Source organism: Flavivirga aquatica, from assembly GCF_001747085.1.
In the GTDB taxonomy this organism is placed as follows: domain Bacteria; phylum Bacteroidota; class Bacteroidia; order Flavobacteriales; family Flavobacteriaceae; genus Algibacter_C; species Algibacter_C aquatica.
Genome location: NZ_MDJD01000043.1, coordinates 193,147 through 214,067 on the forward strand (window position 1 = coordinate 193,147; position 20,921 = coordinate 214,067).

The 20,921-nt window shown below is 31.0% G+C and carries 16 protein-coding genes; 14 read left to right on the plus strand and 2 right to left on the minus strand.

The features are described 5' to 3' along the window. Positions 1-40 precede the first annotated feature (40 nt). Complete coding sequence (gene gldJ / locus A8C32_RS10355) at positions 41-1,750, minus strand: gliding motility lipoprotein GldJ (RefSeq protein WP_205635384.1); 1,710 nt, start codon at positions 1,748-1,750, stop codon at positions 41-43. A 266-nt stretch (positions 1,751-2,016) separates the two neighbouring features. On the opposite strand from gldJ, the gene porU reads away from it, so the two are divergent. The 14 genes from porU (at position 2,017) to A8C32_RS10425 (ending at position 19,797) form a co-directional block, all read left to right on the plus strand. Further along, the gene (porU, locus tag A8C32_RS10360) at positions 2,017-5,904 is read left to right on the plus strand and encodes a type IX secretion system sortase PorU (protein WP_069830357.1); all 3,888 of its coding nucleotides are present in this window, start codon (positions 2,017-2,019) and stop codon (positions 5,902-5,904) included. A 34-nt stretch (positions 5,905-5,938) separates the two neighbouring features. Further along, positions 5,939-7,144 (plus strand): type IX secretion system outer membrane channel protein PorV, encoded by a 1,206-nt coding sequence (gene porV, locus A8C32_RS10365; protein WP_069830358.1) that lies wholly within the window; start codon positions 5,939-5,941, stop codon positions 7,142-7,144. Positions 7,145-7,225: 81 nt separating this feature from the next. Continuing rightward, positions 7,226-7,708 carry a cytidine deaminase gene (gene cdd / locus A8C32_RS10370; RefSeq protein ID WP_069830359.1) on the plus strand — a complete coding sequence of 161 codons (483 nt, stop codon included), beginning with the start codon at positions 7,226-7,228 and terminating at the stop codon, positions 7,706-7,708. Between the two features lie 210 nt (positions 7,709-7,918). Then, the gene (gene pdhA / locus A8C32_RS10375) at positions 7,919-8,917 is read left to right on the plus strand and encodes a pyruvate dehydrogenase (acetyl-transferring) E1 component subunit alpha (RefSeq protein ID WP_069830360.1); all 999 of its coding nucleotides are present in this window, start codon (positions 7,919-7,921) and stop codon (positions 8,915-8,917) included. A gap of 3 nt (positions 8,918-8,920) precedes the next feature. Continuing rightward, positions 8,921-10,522 (plus strand): dihydrolipoamide acetyltransferase family protein, encoded by a 1,602-nt coding sequence (locus A8C32_RS10380; RefSeq protein WP_069830361.1) that lies wholly within the window; start codon positions 8,921-8,923, stop codon positions 10,520-10,522. A gap of 263 nt (positions 10,523-10,785) precedes the next feature. Beyond that, entirely contained in the window at positions 10,786-11,784 is a 999-nt protein-coding gene (locus A8C32_RS10385) for a M28 family metallopeptidase (RefSeq protein ID WP_069830362.1), read from the plus strand. Next, on the plus strand, positions 11,784-12,467 hold the full coding sequence (locus tag A8C32_RS10390) for an SDR family NAD(P)-dependent oxidoreductase (protein WP_069830363.1): 684 nt from the start codon (positions 11,784-11,786) through the stop codon (positions 12,465-12,467). Before A8C32_RS10385 ends, A8C32_RS10390 begins: the two co-directional genes overlap by 1 nt. Positions 12,468-12,706: 239 nt before the next feature. Further along, positions 12,707-13,216 (plus strand): hypothetical protein, encoded by a 510-nt coding sequence (locus tag A8C32_RS10395; RefSeq protein WP_069830364.1) that lies wholly within the window; start codon positions 12,707-12,709, stop codon positions 13,214-13,216. 305 nt (positions 13,217-13,521) lie between these two features. Beyond that, a complete protein-coding gene (locus A8C32_RS10400) occupies positions 13,522-13,833 on the plus strand; it encodes a type IX secretion system membrane protein PorP/SprF (RefSeq protein WP_069830365.1) in 312 nt (103 codons plus the stop codon). Position 13,834: 1 nt separating this feature from the next. Next, the gene (locus tag A8C32_RS10405; RefSeq protein WP_069830366.1) at positions 13,835-15,868 is read left to right on the plus strand and encodes an OmpA family protein; all 2,034 of its coding nucleotides are present in this window, start codon (positions 13,835-13,837) and stop codon (positions 15,866-15,868) included. A gap of 17 nt (positions 15,869-15,885) precedes the next feature. Next, positions 15,886-16,521, plus strand: a complete 636-nt coding sequence (locus A8C32_RS10410; RefSeq protein WP_069830367.1) for an HAD family hydrolase — start codon at positions 15,886-15,888, stop codon at positions 16,519-16,521. Between the two features lie 29 nt (positions 16,522-16,550). Next, entirely contained in the window at positions 16,551-17,147 is a 597-nt protein-coding gene (locus A8C32_RS10415; RefSeq protein ID WP_069830368.1) for a SprT-like domain-containing protein, read from the plus strand. A 4-nt stretch (positions 17,148-17,151) separates the two neighbouring features. After that, the gene (locus A8C32_RS10420; RefSeq protein WP_069830369.1) at positions 17,152-18,231 is read left to right on the plus strand and encodes a mannose-1-phosphate guanylyltransferase; all 1,080 of its coding nucleotides are present in this window, start codon (positions 17,152-17,154) and stop codon (positions 18,229-18,231) included. A 108-nt stretch (positions 18,232-18,339) separates the two neighbouring features. Further along, on the plus strand, positions 18,340-19,797 hold the full coding sequence (locus tag A8C32_RS10425) for a DUF389 domain-containing protein (protein WP_069830370.1): 1,458 nt from the start codon (positions 18,340-18,342) through the stop codon (positions 19,795-19,797). 154 nt (positions 19,798-19,951) lie between these two features. Here the strand turns inward: A8C32_RS10425 and A8C32_RS10430 are convergent, their stop codons facing one another. Continuing rightward, positions 19,952-20,860, minus strand: coding sequence for an IS1595-like element ISAlg2 family transposase (locus A8C32_RS10430; protein WP_069828596.1), 909 nt, complete (start codon positions 20,858-20,860; stop codon positions 19,952-19,954). Between the last annotated feature and the right edge of the window lie 61 nt (positions 20,861-20,921).

Sequence of the window (20,921 nt, forward strand, 5' to 3'; positions counted from 1 at the left end):
GTTAGGACTTTTAATATTATTCAAATAGAAAAGAATATTGTTAATTTTTTCTTTTACCTCTTTCTTTACTTTTTGATCCTACTCTTGACATAGCACATCTAAAGCCGATGTAATCTGTTGCCATATCTTGAGGGAAATAACGTCTTTGTGCAGGGTCTAACCAATACTCTCTGTCTTTCCAAGATCCTCCTTTATAAACTCTAACTTCATCATTAATTAAAGAAGTTCTTGTGTTTGCTTTATCATATTCTCTAATCACATTACCTGAAGAGTCTCTACTAACTTTATGTTTTGGAGAGTTATACATTTTTCCTGTGGCAGATTTTTTGTTATCACTACCATCTTCAAATTCATTATCATCATTATCATTGAAACTTTCAAAGTAACGAGAAGAACGTTTATCTCCATCTCTAAAGTTTATTTCATCACTTTTATCAAAATTAGTTCTTAAATAAGTTTCATTTTCATCAACAGGAACTTGTACAATTTCACCAGGCAAATCTCTAGCTATTAATTTTCCATTAGGTAAGGTGTCATAAATGATATCTTGAGGAGTTACTACTTTTACTGTTCCGTCTTCATTTAAAGCATTTTTAGTATATACATTACCACGGTAGTAGTTAAAGTCATTAAATCCATCATCTATAATAGGTCTGTATACATCAGCAACCCATTCAGCAACATTACCAGCCATATCATAAAGACCATGATCATTTGGATCATATGATTTAACTTTATTTGTAATATCTGCACCATCATCAGACCAACCAGCAATTCCACCGTAATCACCTTTTCCTTGTTTAAAGTTAGCTAATTGATCACCACGAACTTTACGTTTTCCAGCACGTGTATATTGTCCATCCCATGGGTATTTTTTTCGTCCACGGTATAAATTATAACTTCTTATTTCGCTTAACCCTAAGGCAGCATATTCCCATTCAGTTTCAGTTGGTAGTCTATACTTAGGTGAAATAATACCAGTTTCACGAGTGGCATAGATATTAGATTCATTGCCCTCAGCATCAACTCTTACATTTCTTCTGCTACGGCGTTCATTATTAATAATCTCTTCATTACCACCATAAGTAAGTGTTGGAGCATTTATATAAGTGTCTGTGTTGAAATTAGATTCAGCATTAACATCGGTTATTTTTGAATCACGCTTTAAATAACCAGCTCTTTCTAAGTTGTACTCATTAACACGATCTGATCTCCAATTAGCAAATTCTACAGCTTGTATCCAACTTACACCAACAACAGGATATTCTCCATATCCAGGGTGACGTAAATAGTTTTCCGTCATAACTTCATTAAAACCTAAACGATTTCTCCAAACCAAAGTGTCTGGTAAAGCGCCATTGTAAATAGCTCTAAAATTGTCATCAGATGGAGGGTAAACACGTTTAATCCAATCTAAATATTCCATATACATAGCATTGGTAACTTCTGTTTCATCCATGTAAAAAGATTGAACGTGTTGCTGATTTGGGCTATTATTCCAATCATGCATAACATCGTCTTGAACACGTCCTTTCGTAAAAGTTCCACCTTCTACAAAAACCAATCCAGGAGAAGTTTCTTGCTCTTGAAAATTTGTGTTGTACTGAAATCCACCTTCTCGAGAGTTGATTTGCCATCCTGTAGCTCTGGAGCTATTTTTTGAACTCGAAGATTTTTTACAACTGGTTGTAGCTAAAATAAGAGCTAAAACCGATAAAATCTTGAATGCTACTACTTTTTTCATATTCATACTTTTTTAAGTAAGCTAATAAAATTTTTGGTGCCGCAATATAAGAATTAAACCTAATAACGCAAGCTGTTTTCTGCATTTTAACCAAAAAACAATGTATTTCATCCTGTTTTTTCTGTATTACAACGATGATTTGTTTTGTTTTTATGATTGTTTTGTCTTGTATTAACGTGATTTTTACAAAATTATTATTGTATTTTTGATGCAGTTTTTAAAATTGCTGTTTTCTTAAATAATAATACGGTATAAATCACGTTATTTTAGCGATGAAAGAGAATTTTTTATTTTTATTCCTAATAGCTTCAACAATTGTATTTGGACAACAAAAAAAATATAATATTGTTTGGGGAGATCCTCAAGTACTTTCTAACGAAAGTTTTTCGGTAGAAATACCTTCCTTTAACAAAGACTATTTTGTTTATAGTCTTGATCAAGGTTTATTATTTGTAGATCAATGGGAGACTAAAGGATTCATTAATGAATCTTCAATTTCTGTGAATAATATTGTTTACCAAACAATATCTAAATCTAATTTAAAAGATTTAGAAATCAATAATATACCAGATAAATTAGAGTTTAGTTTAGCAAATTCTATTGCAAGAGATAAAAAATATGTTATTTTCCAACTTTCTCCAATTGTAAAGGATAATAAAGGGAATTATAAAAAGGTTATTTCTTTTCAAATAAACTATAAAGGAGGAGCAAGTACAAACAAAACATCTTTGTTAAACAAACGTTTTAATGCTTCAAAAGTTGTTGCAAATTCAGTCTTGAATTCTGGCAAGTGGTACCGTTTTTATATAGATACTACGGGGGTTTTTAAACTATCTAAAAGTTTTTTAAATCGTTTGGGTTTAAATGTTGATAATATTGATCCTAGATCAATAAAGTTATACGGTCATGGTGGACACATGATCCCTTATTCTAATGCTGAACCGTATCCCTTTGATGTTCCAGAAAATGCTATAAAATTTGTAGGAGAGGAAGATGGTGTATTTAATAATGAAGATTATATATTATTTTATGGACAAGGGCCAAAAGGATATAATGAAGAGAGTAATACTAATCTTAATTGTTATACAGATAAAACATATTATTACATAAATGTTGGATCAGGAACAGGTAAGCGTATTAAATCATTTACTCAACCTACTGGACCTATAGATTTGATTATTGATACTTTTGAAGATTATCAGTTTCATGAGGAGGACACTTATAATTTAGTGTCTTTAGGAAGACGTTGGTTTGGGAATCGATTTGATATAGACAATAATAAAACTTTTGAGTTTAACTTTCCCGGTTTGGTAGTATCAGAGCCTATAAAGTTAACAACTATTGTTGCTGGAGCTTCTAATTCAACTACTACGATGGGACTTAGCGTTAATAACGTTGATCTCGCTACATTATCAATTTCAGGGACAAGCACACCAACTTTTGCCAGTGATGCAACTTATAGGAACGATGTTAGTGTTACTAATGAAAAAGTAACAGTAGGTCTTAATTTTAATAATCAAGGAAATCCAAGTCTAGTTGCTTATTTAGATTATATCTCTATTGAAGCTATACGAGCGTTGAATTTTACTAATACTCAGTTTCAATTTAAAAATAGTGTAGTAGCATCAGCATCAGGTATTGGGCAATATACTATAACCAATGCTTCTGGAATTTCAGAAATATGGGATGTAACAGATATATATAATGTGTCTAATTATTCAAATACAGGTGAAGATTCAAATTTAAGTTTTACATCAGTATTGGGTAGTTTAAAAACTTATGTTGCAGTTACACCTTTAGATTATTTCACACCAAAATTTGATGGAAATACAGTTGTGAATAATCAAAATATTAAGGGAACTATTTTTAAAAATAACCAGGGTGAATTTCAAGATATAGATTATCTTATAGTAGCTCCAAATAATATGCTCGCTCAAGCAGAACGTTTAGCTGAGATTAATAAAGGACAGTATGGACTGAATGTTAAAGTTGTAGGGTTAGATGAGATTTATAATGAATTTAGTTCTGGAAATCAAGATATAGGAGCTATTAGGAATTTGGTTAAGTATGTTTATGATAATGCTAGTCTTCCAGAGAATAGAATAAAGTATTTATGTTTATTTGGTGACGGGTCTTTTGATTATAAAGACAGAATTCCAAATAATACTAATATAGTACCTTCTTGGCATTCATATAGAAGTTTTAGTCTTGCGAGTTCATTTATCTCAGATGATTTTTATGGTATGATGGATGATAATGAAGGGACCATGTCAGGTAATGATAAATTAGATTTAGCCGTAGGAAGAATGTTAGCGGATACTCCACAGCGAGCTAAAGAGCTTGTAGATAAAGTGGAGTCATATTATGAGAAAGAATCTTTTGGGAGTTGGAGGAATAATTTTGTAGTTATTTCTGATGATGTTGATAAAAATTGGGAAGGGACACTGCAACAAACAACTGATGAAATAGGTGATTTAGTAACAACTGAAAAACCATTTATAAATGTTGTGAAAATTCATTCTGATGCTTTTCAGCAAGAATCTTCAGCAGGAGGAGATGCATATCCAACAGTAACTACTGAAATTGTAAATGCAATTGATAATGGAGCTTTAGTAGTGAATTATTTTGGGCATGGAGGAGAAGAAGGTTTGGCTGAAGAACGTATTTTGTTAAAGCCAGATATTAATGGTTTTCGAAATTTTGGTAAACTTAATTGTTTTGTTACTGTAACATGTGAGTTTACTAGATTTGATAATCCGTTTAGAGAAACAGCAGGAGAACTTACATATTGGAATAAGGATGCAGGAGCTATAGGTTTAATTACAACAACAAGACAAATTTTTGTAAGTAATGCCATTACGTTTAATAGGATATTAGGGCAGTATTTGTTTTCGTATAGTGATAATGATACTTTTAATGACTATGAGTATCCTACTATGGCAGAAGCTTTGAGATTAGCAAAAAGTGATCCTCTTGTTTCAGGGAATGAAAGTCGCTTAATATTTTTTATTGGAGACCCTGCCATGAAATTAGCATTTCCTAAACCAAATATAAGATTAACTAAAATTAATGATGTACCCATAACTCAAAGCATAGATACGTTAAAAGCATTAAGTTATGTAAAGTTAGCGGGAGAGGTTGTAGGAACTTCGGGTGATTTATTGACTAATTATAATGGTACACTTTCAACAACTATATATGATAAATTAATAGATAGACAAACGCTTGCTAATGATGGGACGAGATTGAGAAATGGAGATATTATAAAATTAGATTTCCAAACGTTAGGAGAAATTATATTTAGAGGACAGGCTTCGGTAAAGAATGGCCAATTCGAGTTTGATTTTGTGGTTCCTAAAGATATTGGTATTCCTGTTGGTTTTGGAAAAGTGAGTTTTTATTCTAAAAATCAAGAGTTGTCTCAAGATCAAGCTGGATCAAGTATAAATACAGTTAAGATTGGTGGAGTAAATGAAAATGCAGAAGAAGACAATATAGGACCAATTATCACATTATTTATGAATGATGAAAATTTTGTCTCTGGAGGTATAACAAATGAATCGCCTACTTTATTGGTGAAATTGGAAGATTCTAATGGAATAAATACGGCTAGTGGTATTGGGCATGATATTGTAGGTATTATTGATGGTGATGAAACGAATCCTGTAATTTTAAATGATTATTATCAAACAGAAGTTGATGATTATACTAAGGGCGTAGTAACTTTTCCGTTTAGAGATTTAGAACCAGGGCTTCATACATTAACGGTTAAAGCTTGGGATGTATATAATAATTCATCAATTTCTGAAATTCAATTTATTGTATTTGATAAAGATGAAGGATTAGTTATAAATAATGTGTTAAATTATCCAAATCCTTTTGTTAATTATACAGAATTTTGGTTTAATCACAATAGTTCGGAGCCTTTAGACGTTTCTATACAGATATTCACTGTTTCTGGAAAATTAGTAAGAACATTAAATGGACAAACAGTTAGTGGTAATATAACTACAAGCTCACTGTCAAGAGATATCATTTGGGATGGTAGAGACGATTTTGGAGATAGAATAGGTAAAGGTGTTTATATTTATAAACTTAAAGCACATTCAAATCTTTTAAATAAGACTGTAGAAAAAATTGAGAAGCTTGTTATACTGTAAGAAAAATTTATATTTGTCAAATAAAAACCAATTCATGAAGAATAGAATATTAATAGTGTTAGCTTTTGCATTTGCACTAAAACTAACAGCTCAAGAAACGATTACTTTTCCTAATCAAGATAGAAGAGTTATAACCACAGGAATTCCCTTTTTGTTAATAGCTCCAGATGCACGTGCTGCGGGTATGGGAGATATGGGAGTTGCAACATCTGTTGATGCTTTTTCACAACAATGGAACTCTTCTAAATATGTGTTTTCTGAAACAAAGTCAGGAATAGGTGTAAGTTATACACCTTATTTAAGTAAATTGGTAAATGATATTTTTTTAGGTAACGTTACTTATTTTAATCGTTTAGACGAGCGTAGCGCTTTTGCTGCTAGTTTAAGGTATTTCTCTTTAGGGGATATTGAATTTGTTGAAGATGCATTTCAAACGCCTAGAGTACAAAAACCAAGTGAACTTTCTATAGATGCATCTTATGCTTTAAGATTGTCAGATGAGTTTGCGATGTCTGTGGCTATGCGTTATTTAAGATCAGATTTAAGAATACAAGGAGTCGATGGAGACGCATCAGCAGCAAATACTTTTGGTGTAGATATTTCTGGATATTACCAAAGTGAAGAAGAAGCTTATAGTGATTTTAATGGTCGTTGGAGAGGTGGATTTGCAATTCAAAATATTGGACCTAGATTTAAGTATGATGAAGGTGGTCTAGAGAATTTTCAGCCTACTAATTTACGTTTAGGTGGTGGTTTTGACTTTATATTTGATGATTTTAATAAAGTAGCTGTTACAGCTGAAGTTACTAAATTATTAGTGCCAACACCTCCTGTTTATGGGTTTGTAGATACAGATGGAGACGGTAACTATGATATTAATTCAGAAGAAAGAGTTATAGTTGAAGGTCAAGATCCAGATGTAAGTTTCTTGTCTGGTATATTTCAATCATTTGGTGATGCGCCAGATGGTTTTAGCGAAGAGTTAAAAGAATTTACATGGGCGCTTGGTGCGGAATATACATATCAAGATTCTTTTGCATTTAGAGCTGGTTATTTTAATGAAAGTGAAGAGAAAGGCGCTAGAAAGTTTTTAGCAATAGGAGCTGGTTTTAAAGCCAATGTTGTTAATGTAGATTTATCATATTTGTTTTCTGCTTCAAAAGTACAAAGCCCTTTAGAAAACACATTGCGTTTTTCTGTAACCTTTAATATCGGTGCAGGAGAGTATAATGAATATTAAAGATAACTAATTATAAAAAAATACAACAAAAAACTATTGCTATTAGCAATAGTTTTTTGGTTAACAACAGTTCCATTATTTATGAAAGAAATAAAAATAGAATCTACATTATATGTTTTTGAAAACTTAGAAGAACTTCCATCAGAAGTTTTCTCTTTAATGAAAAAAGCTATAGAAATAAGAGATAAAGCTTATGCTCCATATTCTAATTTTAATGTAGGTGCAGCTATGCTTTTAGATAATGGAGTAGTTATTACGGGAAATAATCAAGAAAATGCATCTTACCCGTCAGGTTTATGTGCAGAGCGTACAGCTATATATTATGCAGGGTCTCAATATCCTAATGCTAAAATTATTCAAATGGCTATTTCTGCGGGGTCTAAAAACAAAGAAACAATAAAACCCATTCCTCCATGTGGAGCATGTAGACAAGCTATCGTAGAATATGAAATAAAACAAAATGCACCAATTGAGATTTACTTTATGGGGAAAGTAGGAAATGTTATTAAATCTGATTCTCTAGCAAACTTATTACCGTTGGGGTTTGATAAATCTGTACTTTAATACTTTGTTTAAGATCATATTATATGTATTTATTTAGCATTGAAATTTTAAATACTAAAAAATTCAATATAAAAAATTGTTAAATAATCAATCTAATTCGATTAGAGCGTTTTTTTTAATATTTTTTTTACTTTAATGAACTTGCGTTTTTGCAATACAGTACAAAGTATTACTTTTGTATTTCGCTTAAGTAGAACCTAATATTAGTAGATGCAAAAAATCACTAAAGAAACATACCTTAAATGGTATGAAGATATGCTGTTTTGGAGAAAGTTTGAAGACAAACTTGCAGCTGTTTATATACAACAAAAAGTAAGAGGATTTCTTCATTTATATAATGGTCAAGAGGCTGTTTTAGCAGGGGCTTTACATGCTATGGATTTGACTAAAGATAAGATGATTACAGCTTATCGTAATCACGTACAACCCATAGGTATGGGAGTTGATCCTAAACGTGTTATGGCAGAGTTATATGGAAAAGTTACCGGGACATCTCATGGTATGGGTGGTTCTATGCATATTTTTTCTAAAGAATTTAGATTTTATGGCGGACATGGTATTGTTGGAGGTCAAATTCCTTTGGGGGCAGGTATTGCTTTTGGTGATAAATATCATGGTGTTAATGGAGTGACTATATGTTGTTTTGGAGATGGAGCAGCAAGACAAGGTTCTTTACATGAAACATTTAATTTAGCCATGCTTTGGAAGTTACCAGTAGTATTTGTTTGTGAGAACAATGGGTACGCTATGGGGACGTCGGTGGAAAGAACAGCAAATCATACCGAGATATGGAAACTAGGTAAAGGTTACGAAATGCCATGTGGACCTGTTGATGGGATGAATCCTATAAAAGTAGCAGAAGCATTTGATGAAGCTATTCAACGTGCACGTCGTGGAGATGGACCAACATTTTTAGAATTAAAAACTTACAGATATAGAGGGCATTCAATGAGTGATGCACAGCATTATAGAACAAAAGACGAAGTAGAAGAATACAAGAAAATAGATCCTATTACACAAGTTAAGGATATTATTCTTGAAAAGGAATATGCTACCGAGGACGATATAAAAGCAATTGATAAGCAAGTAAAAGAAAGAGTTGCAGAATGTGAGAAATTTGCAGAAGAATCTCCTTTTCCAGAAAAGCAACAATTATACGATATGGTTTATGAGCAAGAAGATTATCCATTTATTCAACATAAATTATAAGCTATGGCAATAGTAGTAAATATGCCGCGTTTAAGCGATACCATGGAAGAGGGAACCGTTGCGGCTTGGTTAAAAAAAGTAGGAGATAAAATTGAAGAAGGTGATATTTTAGCTGAAATAGAAACCGATAAAGCAACTATGGAGTTTGAGTCTTTCAACGAAGGGACTTTACTTCATATAGGAGTTCAAGAAGGAGAAACAACTAAAGTAGATGAGCTTTTAGCTATAATAGGAGATGCAGGAGAAGATATTTCTGGGCTATTAAATGGAGGTAGTGCTTCTGTAGAGGTTAAAGAAGAGCCTAAGAAAGACGAAGTTGTTGAAGAAGCAACTGCTTCTAGTGTAGAATTACCAGAAGGTGTTATAGTTGTTACTATGCCACGTTTAAGTGATACTATGGAAGAAGGTACAGTGGCAACATGGCTTAAGAAAGTTGGAGATGTAGTAGAAGAAGGTGATATATTGGCAGAAATAGAAACCGATAAAGCAACTATGGAATTTGAATCATTCCAATCAGGAACTTTATTAGAAATAGGATTACAAGAAGGAGAATCGGCAAAAGTAGATGCTTTATTAGCAATTATTGGCCCTGCAGGAACAGATATTTCTGGGGTAGCAGCTAATTTTTCAGTAGTAGTATCTTCAGATAAAAAAGAAGCTCCAAAAGTTGAGGCTAAGAAAGAAGTGGTTAAATTAGAACCTGTTGCAGCTTCATCTAAAAAAGCACCAATTCCAACCCCTGTTACTGAAAATGGGAGAATTTATGTTTCTCCATTGGCTAAAAAGTTAGCAGAGGAAAAAGGAATTAACTTAACTAAAGTTCAAGGTACAGGAGAAAATGGGCGTGTTGTTAAACGTGATATAGAGAATTACGAACCAGCGGCTGGAGCTGCTGCAGTTGGTAAATTTGTACCAGCTGGCCAGGAAGATTTCGAAGAAGTACCAAATTCGCAAATGCGTAAAGCGATTGCAAAAGCATTGACAAACTCTAAGTTTTCTGCACCTCATTACTATTTAAACGTTGAGTTCGATATGGAAAATGCTATTGCATTCCGTAAACAATTCAACTCTATTCCAGATACTAAAATATCGTATAATGATATGGTTGTTAAAGCTTGTGCTTTAGCATTAAAACAACATCCACAAGTAAATTCACAATGGTTTGCAGATAAAATGCGTTTAAATAACCATGTACATGTAGGTGTAGCTGTTGCTGTTCCAGACGGATTAGTAGTGCCTGTAGTTAAATTTGCAAATGAGCAAACATTACCTCAAATAGGTGCGGCTGTTAAAGATCTTGCAGGAAAAGCAAGAAACAAAAAATTAACGCCTGCCGAAATGGATGGAAGTACATTTACGGTATCTAACTTAGGAATGTTTGGTATAGATACGTTTACATCAATTATCAATCAACCAAATTCAGCAATTCTTTCAGTTGGAAATATAGTTGAAAAACCAGTAGTTAAGGATGGTCAAATTGTAGTTGGAAATACTATGAAATTGTCTTTAGCATGTGATCATAGAACAATAGATGGGGCAACTGGAGCTCAATTTCTTCAAACTTTAAAAGGATATATTGAAAACCCAGTAACTATGTTAGTGTAACATATTGTTTTCGAAAAGCGAATAATTTAAATATATAAAAACCTGTTTCATGAAAATTGAAGCAGGTTTTTTTATCTTTAAGACTAATTAGTATTTGAAATTACTATAAATAAAAGAAAATAATAGTTTGTTTGTATGTAATAACTGTATTAAAATATAAAAGACGCTTTTATGATAATTTTAAATAGAATTCATCTTGACTTTTTGTTTTTAACCTAAAATAAGTCAAAATGAGTTCATAATGTAAATTTAAAAATCTATATATGAAAATAATATTAAGCTGTATGTTAGTGATAGCCTTTATTAGCTGCGGTACTCCAAAAAATGCAATAGAAGTTAATACCGAGAATAAAAAGGTTTCAGAAGAGAAAATTAAAAAAAACGAAACTCTTAATACATATATTAATCAGAGCGATATAAAATCCAGTTTAGAGTATTTAGCGTCCGATGAACTAGAAGGAAGAAATACAGGAAGTATAGGTATAGAAAAAGCAGCCGTTTTTATTGAAGACTTTTTAAAAAATAATAATATAAAACCTTACTTTAAAACCTATAGAGATACTTTTAATATTGGTGACATTGTGGGGTATAATGTTGTTGGTTATATAGAAGGAAATAATCCTGAATTAAAGAATGAATTTGTTATCCTAGGGGCTCATTACGATCATATAGGCGATGCAAAACAAGTTAATGGAGATGTTATAGCTAATGGAGCTAATGATGATGCTTCGGGAACTGTAGCTGTTTTAGAATGGGCAAAATATTTTTCGAAAACAAAAAACAATAAAAGAAGCATATTATTTACGCTTTATGCTGCCGAAGAAATGGGGCTAAAAGGTTCTGGACATTTAGCTGAACGATTAAAGAAAGAAAATTTAAATCTATACACGATGATTAATTTTGAAATGATTGGTGTTCCTAGAGCAGAAAATGAGATAATAGCTTACATAACAGGATATAAAAAATCTAATATGGCAGAAAAGCTTAATCAATATACTAAAGAAGACATTATTGGTTTTTTGCCAAAAGCAAAATCTTATAATTTGTTTATGCGATCAGATAATTACCCGTTCTATAAAGCGTTTGGAATACCAGCACAAGCTATATCTACTTTCGATTTTACTAACTTTGATTATTATCACCATGTAGACGATGAAGTTGATAAAATAGATTTTAAACACATCACAAATTTTATAAATAAAATGATTCCAGCATTAACAAGTATGGTAAATACGTCAACTAAAGAAATACAGATGAACTAATGAGTAGAAAAGTTATTATAACAGGAACAAGTAGAGGTATAGGGTTTGAAATGGTACAACTTTTTGCCAAGGCAGGACATCAAGTTTTAGCATTATCAAGAAATGAACAACCTGTAAAATCGCTTAATCTAGAGAATGTAACTTCATTTTCATTTGACTTAAGTGATGATAAAGCTTATAAAAAGGTAGAAGAATTTATTAATAATGAGTGGCAACATGTAGATGTTTTAATTAATAACGCAGGAACTTTATTAAATAAACCGTTTTCAGATATTTCTATGAGTGATTTTGAAGCTGTTTATAAAACAAATGTATTTGGAGTAGCCGAATTAACGCGTGTTGTTATCCCATATATGAAAAAAGAAAGTCACGTAGTAACCATTAGTTCTATGGGAGGTGTGCAAGGGAGTATGAAATTTCCAGGCCTTGCAGCTTACAGTTCAAGTAAAGCAGCAGTGATAACATTAACAGAGTTGTTAGCCGAAGAATATAAAGAAGCAGGACCAAGTTTTAATGTATTAGCATTAGGAGCAGTACAAACAGAAATGTTAGAAGAAGCTTTTCCTGGGTATCAAGCACCAACAACGGCTTTAGAAATGGCGCAATATATTTATGATTTTTCTCTTAATGGAAATAAGTACTATAATGGTAAAATGTTACAGGTTTCTAATTCTACTCCATAAATAAGTATTGTTTTAATCATTTTTTTTGTAACCCTTTTATTTTCAGACGATTTTTAGCATTTTACTGTAAAATAACATGCTAAATAATCATTTTAAATTTTGGATATATTTTTCTTGCCAGAAATTTTAATTTTCAAATATTGAAAAATATTACATATATAGTTTTTGTTATACTCCTATCTGTAATAACAAAAAACCAGGCACAATGTAATGAAGTTGTGACTATAGAAATCTGTGACATGACTATTATTGATAAAGACAATAATGGAATGCCAGATGGAATAATTAATTTGTACGACAGTTATAATGCAATTCCTGGTTCTATGGCTCCACTATCGTTATTAACAGGAACTTGGTTTGATCCTAATTTTAATTTTGCATTAGATGAAACTACAGGTGATTTATATTTGTGGGATTTGGGTAATTCTTCAGAAGCAATAACAAATCATCAATTTCATTTTTTAAATTCTGCGTCTGGATGTCCCGATCATATTGTAATAACTCTTAACGTTATAGTAGGACCATTTTCTGGTGTTGCAGTACCAGCAACAGGAGGAAATAATGTAAATGTTCAGATTTGTAATGCAGGATCAGATCCTTGTAGCGTTTCCACTAATTTTGATTTGTTTCAAACATTTCTATCTACACCAACGGCTCATAAAAATGGGATTTGGAGTTATGAAGGGTCAAGCCCTAATTTTGTAGATATTGAAGATAATAAATTTTTACAAGTTATTATTCCATATTAACCTGGAGTTTAGTTAGTTAATGAGAATATTTTTGAATTAATCTATACTGTTCCTGGAATTACACCATGTTCACCTAGCGAAGAAACTCGTGTTAGAATTTCTGCTGTTAGAGAAGTTTTTTCAGGATCACCAAATCATTATAATATTTGTGAAACAGAATTAATTTCAGGGAATTTTAATGTTCCAATAAATTTAAGAGATGATGAATTCTTAGTAAATGAAGATATTGAAGGTGCATGGCTTATTGATCTTACAGACCCAACAAGTCAAATTACAACGAAAGATGATTCTCAAATGTTTTTGATGTGAATGAGACATTAAAAATAAAACCATCAACCGTTGTAAAGTATGTAGGAGGCGCACCTTTGTCTTTTGATGTGTCTACAAATATATTATATCAAGAAAAATTTGAATTAGGTGCATCATATAGGTATCTGGATGCAGTATCAGGATTAGCTGGATTTAATATTACAAGGAATTTAAAAATTGGTTATGCCTATGATTTTAATACTAGTAAATTAAACGATTTTAATGATGCGAGTCATGAATTTATATTACTTTATAGATTTGATATATTAGGCTTAAGTAAAAAATATTCATCTCCAAGATTCTATTAATATGATAAAGAAAATAAGTTTACTTTTTATAGCCTTTTTTGTATTTCAGTTGTCTTTTGGGCAAAAAAGAAGTAGAGCAGATCGCTTTTTTGAAAAAGGAGATTATATAAATGCAGCCAAGTATTATGAAGAAGCTATAACCAAAGAACGTCACAAAAAGCATATAGAAAATATTGCAGTGTGTTATTATAATACGTTCCAATATAAATTAGCATCAAGATATTTAAAATTACTAATTAGAGGTAAGTATGTAGAAAAGGATAAGACTTACGATAATCATTATAATTTTAAGTTATATCAAATTTTATCAGTTTTAGGAGATTATGAAACAGGCATAGATTACTTCAAATTATATAAAGAAAATATGTCTGCCTCAATTGATAAAATAGAATTGATAGAAACAATTGAAGCCTTTAAATTAAAGAGTCCAGATTATATAGTTAAAAAAACACAATTTAATTCTGATGCCTCAGACTTTGGAGCAATAAAACATGGAGATAGTGTCTATTTTACATCAGATAGAGATAATAAAAAGTTATTAGGAAAAACTTATAAATGGACACATCAACCTTTTTTAGATATTTATACTGTAAAAGTTAGTGATAAAAATGATACAATAGGAACTCCAATTCCATTAGAAAAAACTATAAATTCAAAATTCCACGAAGGTAATTTCTGTTTTAGTAAAGATGGAAATATGTTGTATGTTTCGCGTAACAACTTTAATGATGGGAAAAAGGAATTTAATGAAAAAGGAAATAATAATATTCATTTATACAAATCTACACGTATAGAGGGTAAATGGTCAGCTTTAGAAAAACTATCTTTCAATAAAAACGGATTTTCATATCAACATCCAGCGTTGAGTCCAGATGGAAAAAAGCTTTATTTTTCTTCAAATATGGAAGGCGGATATGGAAGTTTCGATTTATACTATGTTAATATTGCTGTAGACGACGAAATGAGCGCTCCTATTAATTTGGGCGAAACGATAAATACAGAAAACCGTGAGCATTTTCCATACATATCGGAAAAAGGAAATTTATTTTTTACGTCCAATGGTCATTTAGGTTTAGGAATGTTGGATAACTATGTATCTGAATTAGTAGATGACAAATTTACAATGCCAATAAATTTAGGCGTTCCAATTAATTCACAATACGATGATTTTAATTTAAATTATTATAATGAAAAAGAAGGGTTCTTTGCTTCTAATAGAAAAAAAAGGAATGATGATATTTTTAAATTTAATCAAATAGGAGAAATTTTCATAAGAGAATATATAAATATATTTGAGATTAGAGATGCAGAAACAAAAGAGTATATACCTAATTCTAATGTTGTGTTAATAGATAAAAATAAAGTTGAATTATATAGTAATACTTTAGATTCTATAGCTGCTTTTAATATTAATTTGTTGGCTAACAATTATGAATTGAAAGCAGATAATGAAGTTTATTACCCAGGTACATTACAAGTAAAAGTTTTAGAAGAACAAGATCAAAAACATATATTATATTTAAAGAAAATTCCACCACCACCTCCAGTTGTTATAGATCCTATAGAAGAAATTATAGCAGAAAAGAAGATTGATAAGAAGTTGAAAGAGGATGATCCAAAACGTTTTGAAATGTTGACAGATATTGAAGGACCTCCAATTATTGAAAAAGAAGGGAAATTGTTCTTTCAATTAGAGCCTATCTATTTTGATTTTGATATGTGGAGTATTAGAGCAGATTCTAAAAAAGTATTAGATGGGTTAGCAGCAAAACTTGAGCGTTATCCAGATATCCATTTAAAAATAAGTTCGCACACAGATAGTCGAGGAACAGTACGCTATAATCAAATATTATCTGAAAGGCGAGCAGAATCTACAAGGAACTATTTGGCCTTAGAAGCTTATATAAATGCGAGACGTATGAAATTTCAAGGTTATGGAGAGTTAGAGCCAATAGTCCCATGTCCTATGTTAAATTGCACAGACGAAGAGCATCAGTTAAATAGGCGAAGTGAATTTGAAATTATCGAATATTAGTTGTTTTTTTGTAAGCTATGAGTAAATATAAATGTATTATTTTTGATTGCGATGGTGTACTAATAGATAGTGAAACCATAGCTATTAGAGTATTAGTAGAAATGGCTAATAATTTAGGAGCAAATATTGATATAAATAAATCTGTGAGTCAGTTTAAAGGTAAGTCACTTAACCTTTGTTTTGAGGTTATTTCTGAATTGATTTCAAGTCCATTACCAGATAGTTTTGAAGCTGAATATAGAGAAAAAACATTTCAAGCATTTAAAGAAGAAATTGAACCTATAGATGGAATCAAAGAAGTCTTAAAAAACTTAAAACTTCCTTTTTGCGTAGCTTCAAGCGGACCAGAAAATAAAATTAGACTTAATTTAGAACTTACAGGATTATTGTCTTTCTTTGAAGATAAAATTTTTAGTTGTTATGCTATCCAAAAATGGAAGCCAGAACCAGATATTTTTCTATGGGCAGCAGAGACTATGGGGTATAAACCTAGCGAATGCCTAGTTGTTGAGGATAGCTTGTCTGGAGTGCAAGCAGCAAAAAAAGGTGGTTTTGATGTGTTTGGGTATACAGAACATGATTTTGATAACCAACTAGAAGGTGTTGCAACAAAAACATTTAGTAAAATGAATATTTTTTTAACCATGATTTAATCTTAAATAATTCTATTATTTTTGTTTTAATGCAAGAGCATATTAAAGATTATATTCCGAAAGAAGCTATATCTAAAGTTTTACAACTTTTAGAGCAAGATAATTTGGTGGTTAAAATTAAGAATGAACGGAAAACGCGTCATGGAGATTATATGCGTTTGCCAAATGGAAAGCATCAAATAACCATTAATTCCAACTTAAATGAATATCGTTTTTTAATAACTTTAGTACACGAAATTGCGCATTTAGAGGCTTATAAAACCTATGGTAGATTTATAAAGCCGCATGGGTTAGAATGGAAAAGAACATTTCAGCATTTAATGCTGCCATTTTTAACTCCAGAAATTTTTCCAATTAATTTATTACCTCTTTTAGCAAAACATTTTAAAAACCCAAAGGCAAGTAGTGATACAGATGTTGATTTAGCATTAGCATTGAAACAATTTGATGAACCTAATGATAAAACTTATATTTTTGAAGTACCCTTAGAAAGTACTTTTAAATTATATAATGGAAAAGTATTTAAAATGGGTAGAAAAAGAGTAAAACGTTTTGAATGTACAGAACTTGAAACAGGAAAATTATATTTATTTAACCCAAATGCAGAAGTTGAACTGATAAACTAAAAAAATGAATAAAAACTATTATGCCATATTAATGGCAGGAGGAGTAGGATCTAGATTTTGGCCTGTAAGTACACAGGATTTTCCAAAGCAGTTTCACGATATGTTAGGTACAGGAGATACATTAATACAAAAAACATTTCATCGTTTAGCAGATTTAATTCCAAAAGAAAATATCTTCATTTTAACAAATGAACGTTATAATGATTTGGTTTTAGAACAATTACCAGAAGTTACTAAAAGACAAGTTGTTTTAGAACCAGCTATGCGAAATACAGCACCATGTATTTTATATGCCTCATTAAAAATTCAAAAAGAAAATCCAGATGCTGTAATGATTGTAGCGCCAAGTGATCATTGGATTGAAGATGAGCAAACTTTTACTAAAAATGTAGAACAAGCATTTAGTTTTTGTTCAAAAAATAAGGCTTTAATGACATTAGGAATTCAACCTACATTTCCAAATACAGGATACGGTTATATAGAGTTTGATAAAACGTCGCAAGAAGAGATAAAATCGGTTAATCAATTTAGAGAAAAACCAGATTACGAAACAGCCAAAGAATTTATTGCTCAAGGTAATTTTTTATGGAATGCAGGTATCTTCATGTGGAGTGTGAAAAGTGTAGTAGAAGCATTTGAGAATAATCAACCAGAATTATTCGAATTATTTAAATCAGGAATCCCTGTGTATAATACAGAATTTGAAGATGATTTTATAAAAGATAATTATCCAAAAGCAGAAAATATTTCGGTTGATTATGCTATCATGGAAAAATCTAAAAATGTATTTGTAATAGCAGCAGAGTTTGATTGGAATGATTTGGGAACCTGGGGTAGTTTATACGATAAATTAGATAAAGATGAAGCAGGTAATGCCGTTGTTAATGCAAAAACGTTAACAGAAGATGCATCAGGAAATATGATACGCACAAAAGGAGATAAGGTTGTTGTTGTAGATGGATTAAAGGATTACATTGTAGTAGATAAGGAAGATGTATTATTAATTTATCCTAAATCGAAAGAACAAGATATAAAAAAGGTACTTCAAAAAGTAAAAACAACGTATGGTGACCATTTAGGTTAAAAAGAGTCTTAACTTGTAAAGATTAGGTGAAAACGGATTGAATTAGTCCATTTTTATATTAAACTTTATAGGATCTCATTAGTATATAGTAAGTAAAAAGGAATACAAATGGAAGAAAGTAAATTTAATTTTTCTGAAGAAGAAGCTAAAAAAGAGAAAACTGTAGAGCAATCTAAACAAGCTATTAAGGATGATGCGAAAGGACTTTTTGAAAGTGGTAAACAGTTTATAAAAGAAATTTTCGATTTTAGAGATGACACAGATCGTGATGCTACTATTATTGCCATTAAAAATGATATTCCTTTAAAAGGTGCAACAGCTTGGATTTTAATATTTGCTATTTTTGTCGCCTCTATTGGATTAAACCTAAGTTCTACAGCTGTAGTTATTGGTGCGATGTTAATTTCACCATTAATGGGACCCATTTTAGGAGTAGGAATGTCTCTTGCTATTAATGATATAGATACGCTTAAAAGTTCTTTTATAAATTTATTTGTAATGGTTTTTTTAAGTGTATTAACAGCATACTTATACTTTAGTATGTCTCCTTTAACAGAATTAACCCCAGAATTAGAAGCAAGAACTTCTCCAAATATCTTAGACGTATTTATAGCCATATTTGGAGGTTTAGCCCTTATTGTTGCTCGAACTAAAAAAGGAACTATAGCATCGGTTATTTTTGGAGTTGCTATTGCAACAGCTTTAATGCCTCCATTGTGTACAGCTGGTTATGGTTTAGCAGTATGGAATATTGAATACTTTTTTGGAGCAATGTATTTATTTACCATTAATACTGTTTTTATAGCTCTTGCCACTTTTGTTGTTTTAAAAGTGTTGCGTTTTCCAATGCAAAAATATGTTAATTCTAAAAAAAGAAAACGTATAGCGCAATTAGCCGCATTTGCAGCTGTTATAGCAATGATACCAGCAATAATGACTTTTATAACCCTATTAAAAGAAACAGGAATTAATGGTGACTATAAAAATTTTGTAAAAAAAGAAATTGAAGCAAATGATAACTTATGGCTTCAAAGAAATAAAATAGACATTGCAGAAAATAAAATAAGCTTATTCTTTAATGGAGAAATAGATAAAGCGACTAGAACAGACTTAATAAACGAGCTAAAAGGATATGAAAATATTAAAGATTTCGAACTAACTATTAATGCTAACGAAAGTAGAAGTACAGATGAACTATCCAAATCTTTAAATAGAGCTTTTGATGATTTAGATAAAAAGGATAATATTATTTCTGGATTACAAAAAGAAATAGAAAATTTAAAAGAGGAGATAAACAGTATTCAAAAAGGGAAAGGTAATGTAAACTTTCCGTCATTAGCAAAAGACGCAAAAATTAGATTTAAGGGACTTGAATCTTTCAGTTATGCTACAATGCTAGAATCAAAAGATTTTATAAAAATTGATACGATTAACGTTGTAACTATAAGATGGAATGGAAAGGAAAAAAATAGCTCCTTAGTGACTAATGAAAAAAAATTGAGTGATTGGTTGAAACAGGAATTAAAATTGAAAACTATTTTAATTAAACGAGTAGTAGACAAGTAATTTTTATTAGAGACATTTTATAGTATAAAAAGAATAAGCTTCTATGCTTATAATAAATATAAGATAATTATAAGACGGAAGTTGATGAATAAAAGGTTCCTAATTTATAAATTAGGAACCTTTTATAAAAAAATTTTTGAATATCCGTTTTTACTCATAATCCAGTAATTCCAGCTATTACTAGTCTATCGAATAGTTTTTCCTCAAAATATCTTCGATTGAGTTTGTAAACAAATTCGTTTAGGTAGAGTTGTAGGTATTTGCCTTTAATTTTGTGATAATTTCCAAGTAAGTTTCGTTTGGCATTGCTTATGGTAATATGTACCCATTTCAAGGTCTCTTTAGTAGTTTGTTTATCTGATTTTTCACTAATATGTAGTTCTACAAAATCAGCAATATCAACATATGAAGTACTTTTATCAGTAAAAACAATGCTTTGTTCGTCTAAAGACTCTTTAACAGTATCATTTACACCATCAGCCTTATGATCTGTCAGCACTTTGGCTTTAAAGTAGCGACATTGGCGATCCTTCTTGTTGGTTTTCGGGTCTTCTAAGGGAGTGGATTCTGCCATTATCATTACGTTTTGCTTTCCTACTGCACCACGACCTCTTTTTCCTTTTTGTTGCTCTATTTCAGAAGATTCGACCGTAAAATAACCTTCATCCATTTCAATCATACCTTCTAAAGTATAGCGAGCATCTCTGTTACCCATTGCTTTACGAAGTTTATGAACCATCGCCCAGACAGGTTCATACCTTTTTAAACCAAGCTGTTTCTGGATTTCTTTAGAAGAAAATCCTTTCTTGGTAGTAGTCATCAAAAACATTGTCTTATACCATATCATAAAAGATAGATTAGAATTTTGCATAATAGTACCACTTCTCAAAGATGTACGGGCTCTACAAGATTTGCACTCATAGCTCCAAACAGCCTTTATCCAATAGTGATGAGTATGACCACAACGCTGGCATTTAACTCCTATCTTATCTCTTTCTTGCTTAAAATGAGTACGACAAGCTTCTTCACTATCAAAATGGGCGGTAAAACTAAAAATATTCATGACTTGTTTTTTTAACAAAATAAGCATTTTTAATCAATTATTAGTAATTACGGATATTCAA

What these genes read in the sequence shown, in the direction of transcription:
- gldJ (WP_205635384.1), bottom strand. Translation starts at nt 1,750, where the DNA reads ATGAATATGAAAAAAGTAGTAGCATTCAAGATTTTATCGGTTTTAGCT.
- porU (WP_069830357.1), top strand. Translation starts at nt 2,017, where the DNA reads ATGAAAGAGAATTTTTTATTTTTATTCCTAATAGCTTCAACAATTGTA.
- porV (WP_069830358.1), top strand. Translation starts at nt 5,939, where the DNA reads ATGAAGAATAGAATATTAATAGTGTTAGCTTTTGCATTTGCACTAAAA.
- cdd (WP_069830359.1), top strand. Translation starts at nt 7,226, where the DNA reads ATGAAAGAAATAAAAATAGAATCTACATTATATGTTTTTGAAAACTTA.
- pdhA (WP_069830360.1), top strand. Translation starts at nt 7,919, where the DNA reads ATGCAAAAAATCACTAAAGAAACATACCTTAAATGGTATGAAGATATG.
- A8C32_RS10380 (WP_069830361.1), top strand. Translation starts at nt 8,921, where the DNA reads ATGGCAATAGTAGTAAATATGCCGCGTTTAAGCGATACCATGGAAGAG.
- A8C32_RS10385 (WP_069830362.1), top strand. Translation starts at nt 10,786, where the DNA reads ATGAAAATAATATTAAGCTGTATGTTAGTGATAGCCTTTATTAGCTGC.
- A8C32_RS10390 (WP_069830363.1), top strand. Translation starts at nt 11,784, where the DNA reads ATGAGTAGAAAAGTTATTATAACAGGAACAAGTAGAGGTATAGGGTTT.
- A8C32_RS10395 (WP_069830364.1), top strand. Translation starts at nt 12,707, where the DNA reads ATGACTATTATTGATAAAGACAATAATGGAATGCCAGATGGAATAATT.
- A8C32_RS10405 (WP_069830366.1), top strand. Translation starts at nt 13,835, where the DNA reads ATGATAAAGAAAATAAGTTTACTTTTTATAGCCTTTTTTGTATTTCAG.
- A8C32_RS10410 (WP_069830367.1), top strand. Translation starts at nt 15,886, where the DNA reads ATGAGTAAATATAAATGTATTATTTTTGATTGCGATGGTGTACTAATA.
- A8C32_RS10415 (WP_069830368.1), top strand. Translation starts at nt 16,551, where the DNA reads ATGCAAGAGCATATTAAAGATTATATTCCGAAAGAAGCTATATCTAAA.
- A8C32_RS10420 (WP_069830369.1), top strand. Translation starts at nt 17,152, where the DNA reads ATGAATAAAAACTATTATGCCATATTAATGGCAGGAGGAGTAGGATCT.
- A8C32_RS10425 (WP_069830370.1), top strand. Translation starts at nt 18,340, where the DNA reads ATGGAAGAAAGTAAATTTAATTTTTCTGAAGAAGAAGCTAAAAAAGAG.
- A8C32_RS10430 (WP_069828596.1), bottom strand. Translation starts at nt 20,860, where the DNA reads ATGAATATTTTTAGTTTTACCGCCCATTTTGATAGTGAAGAAGCTTGT.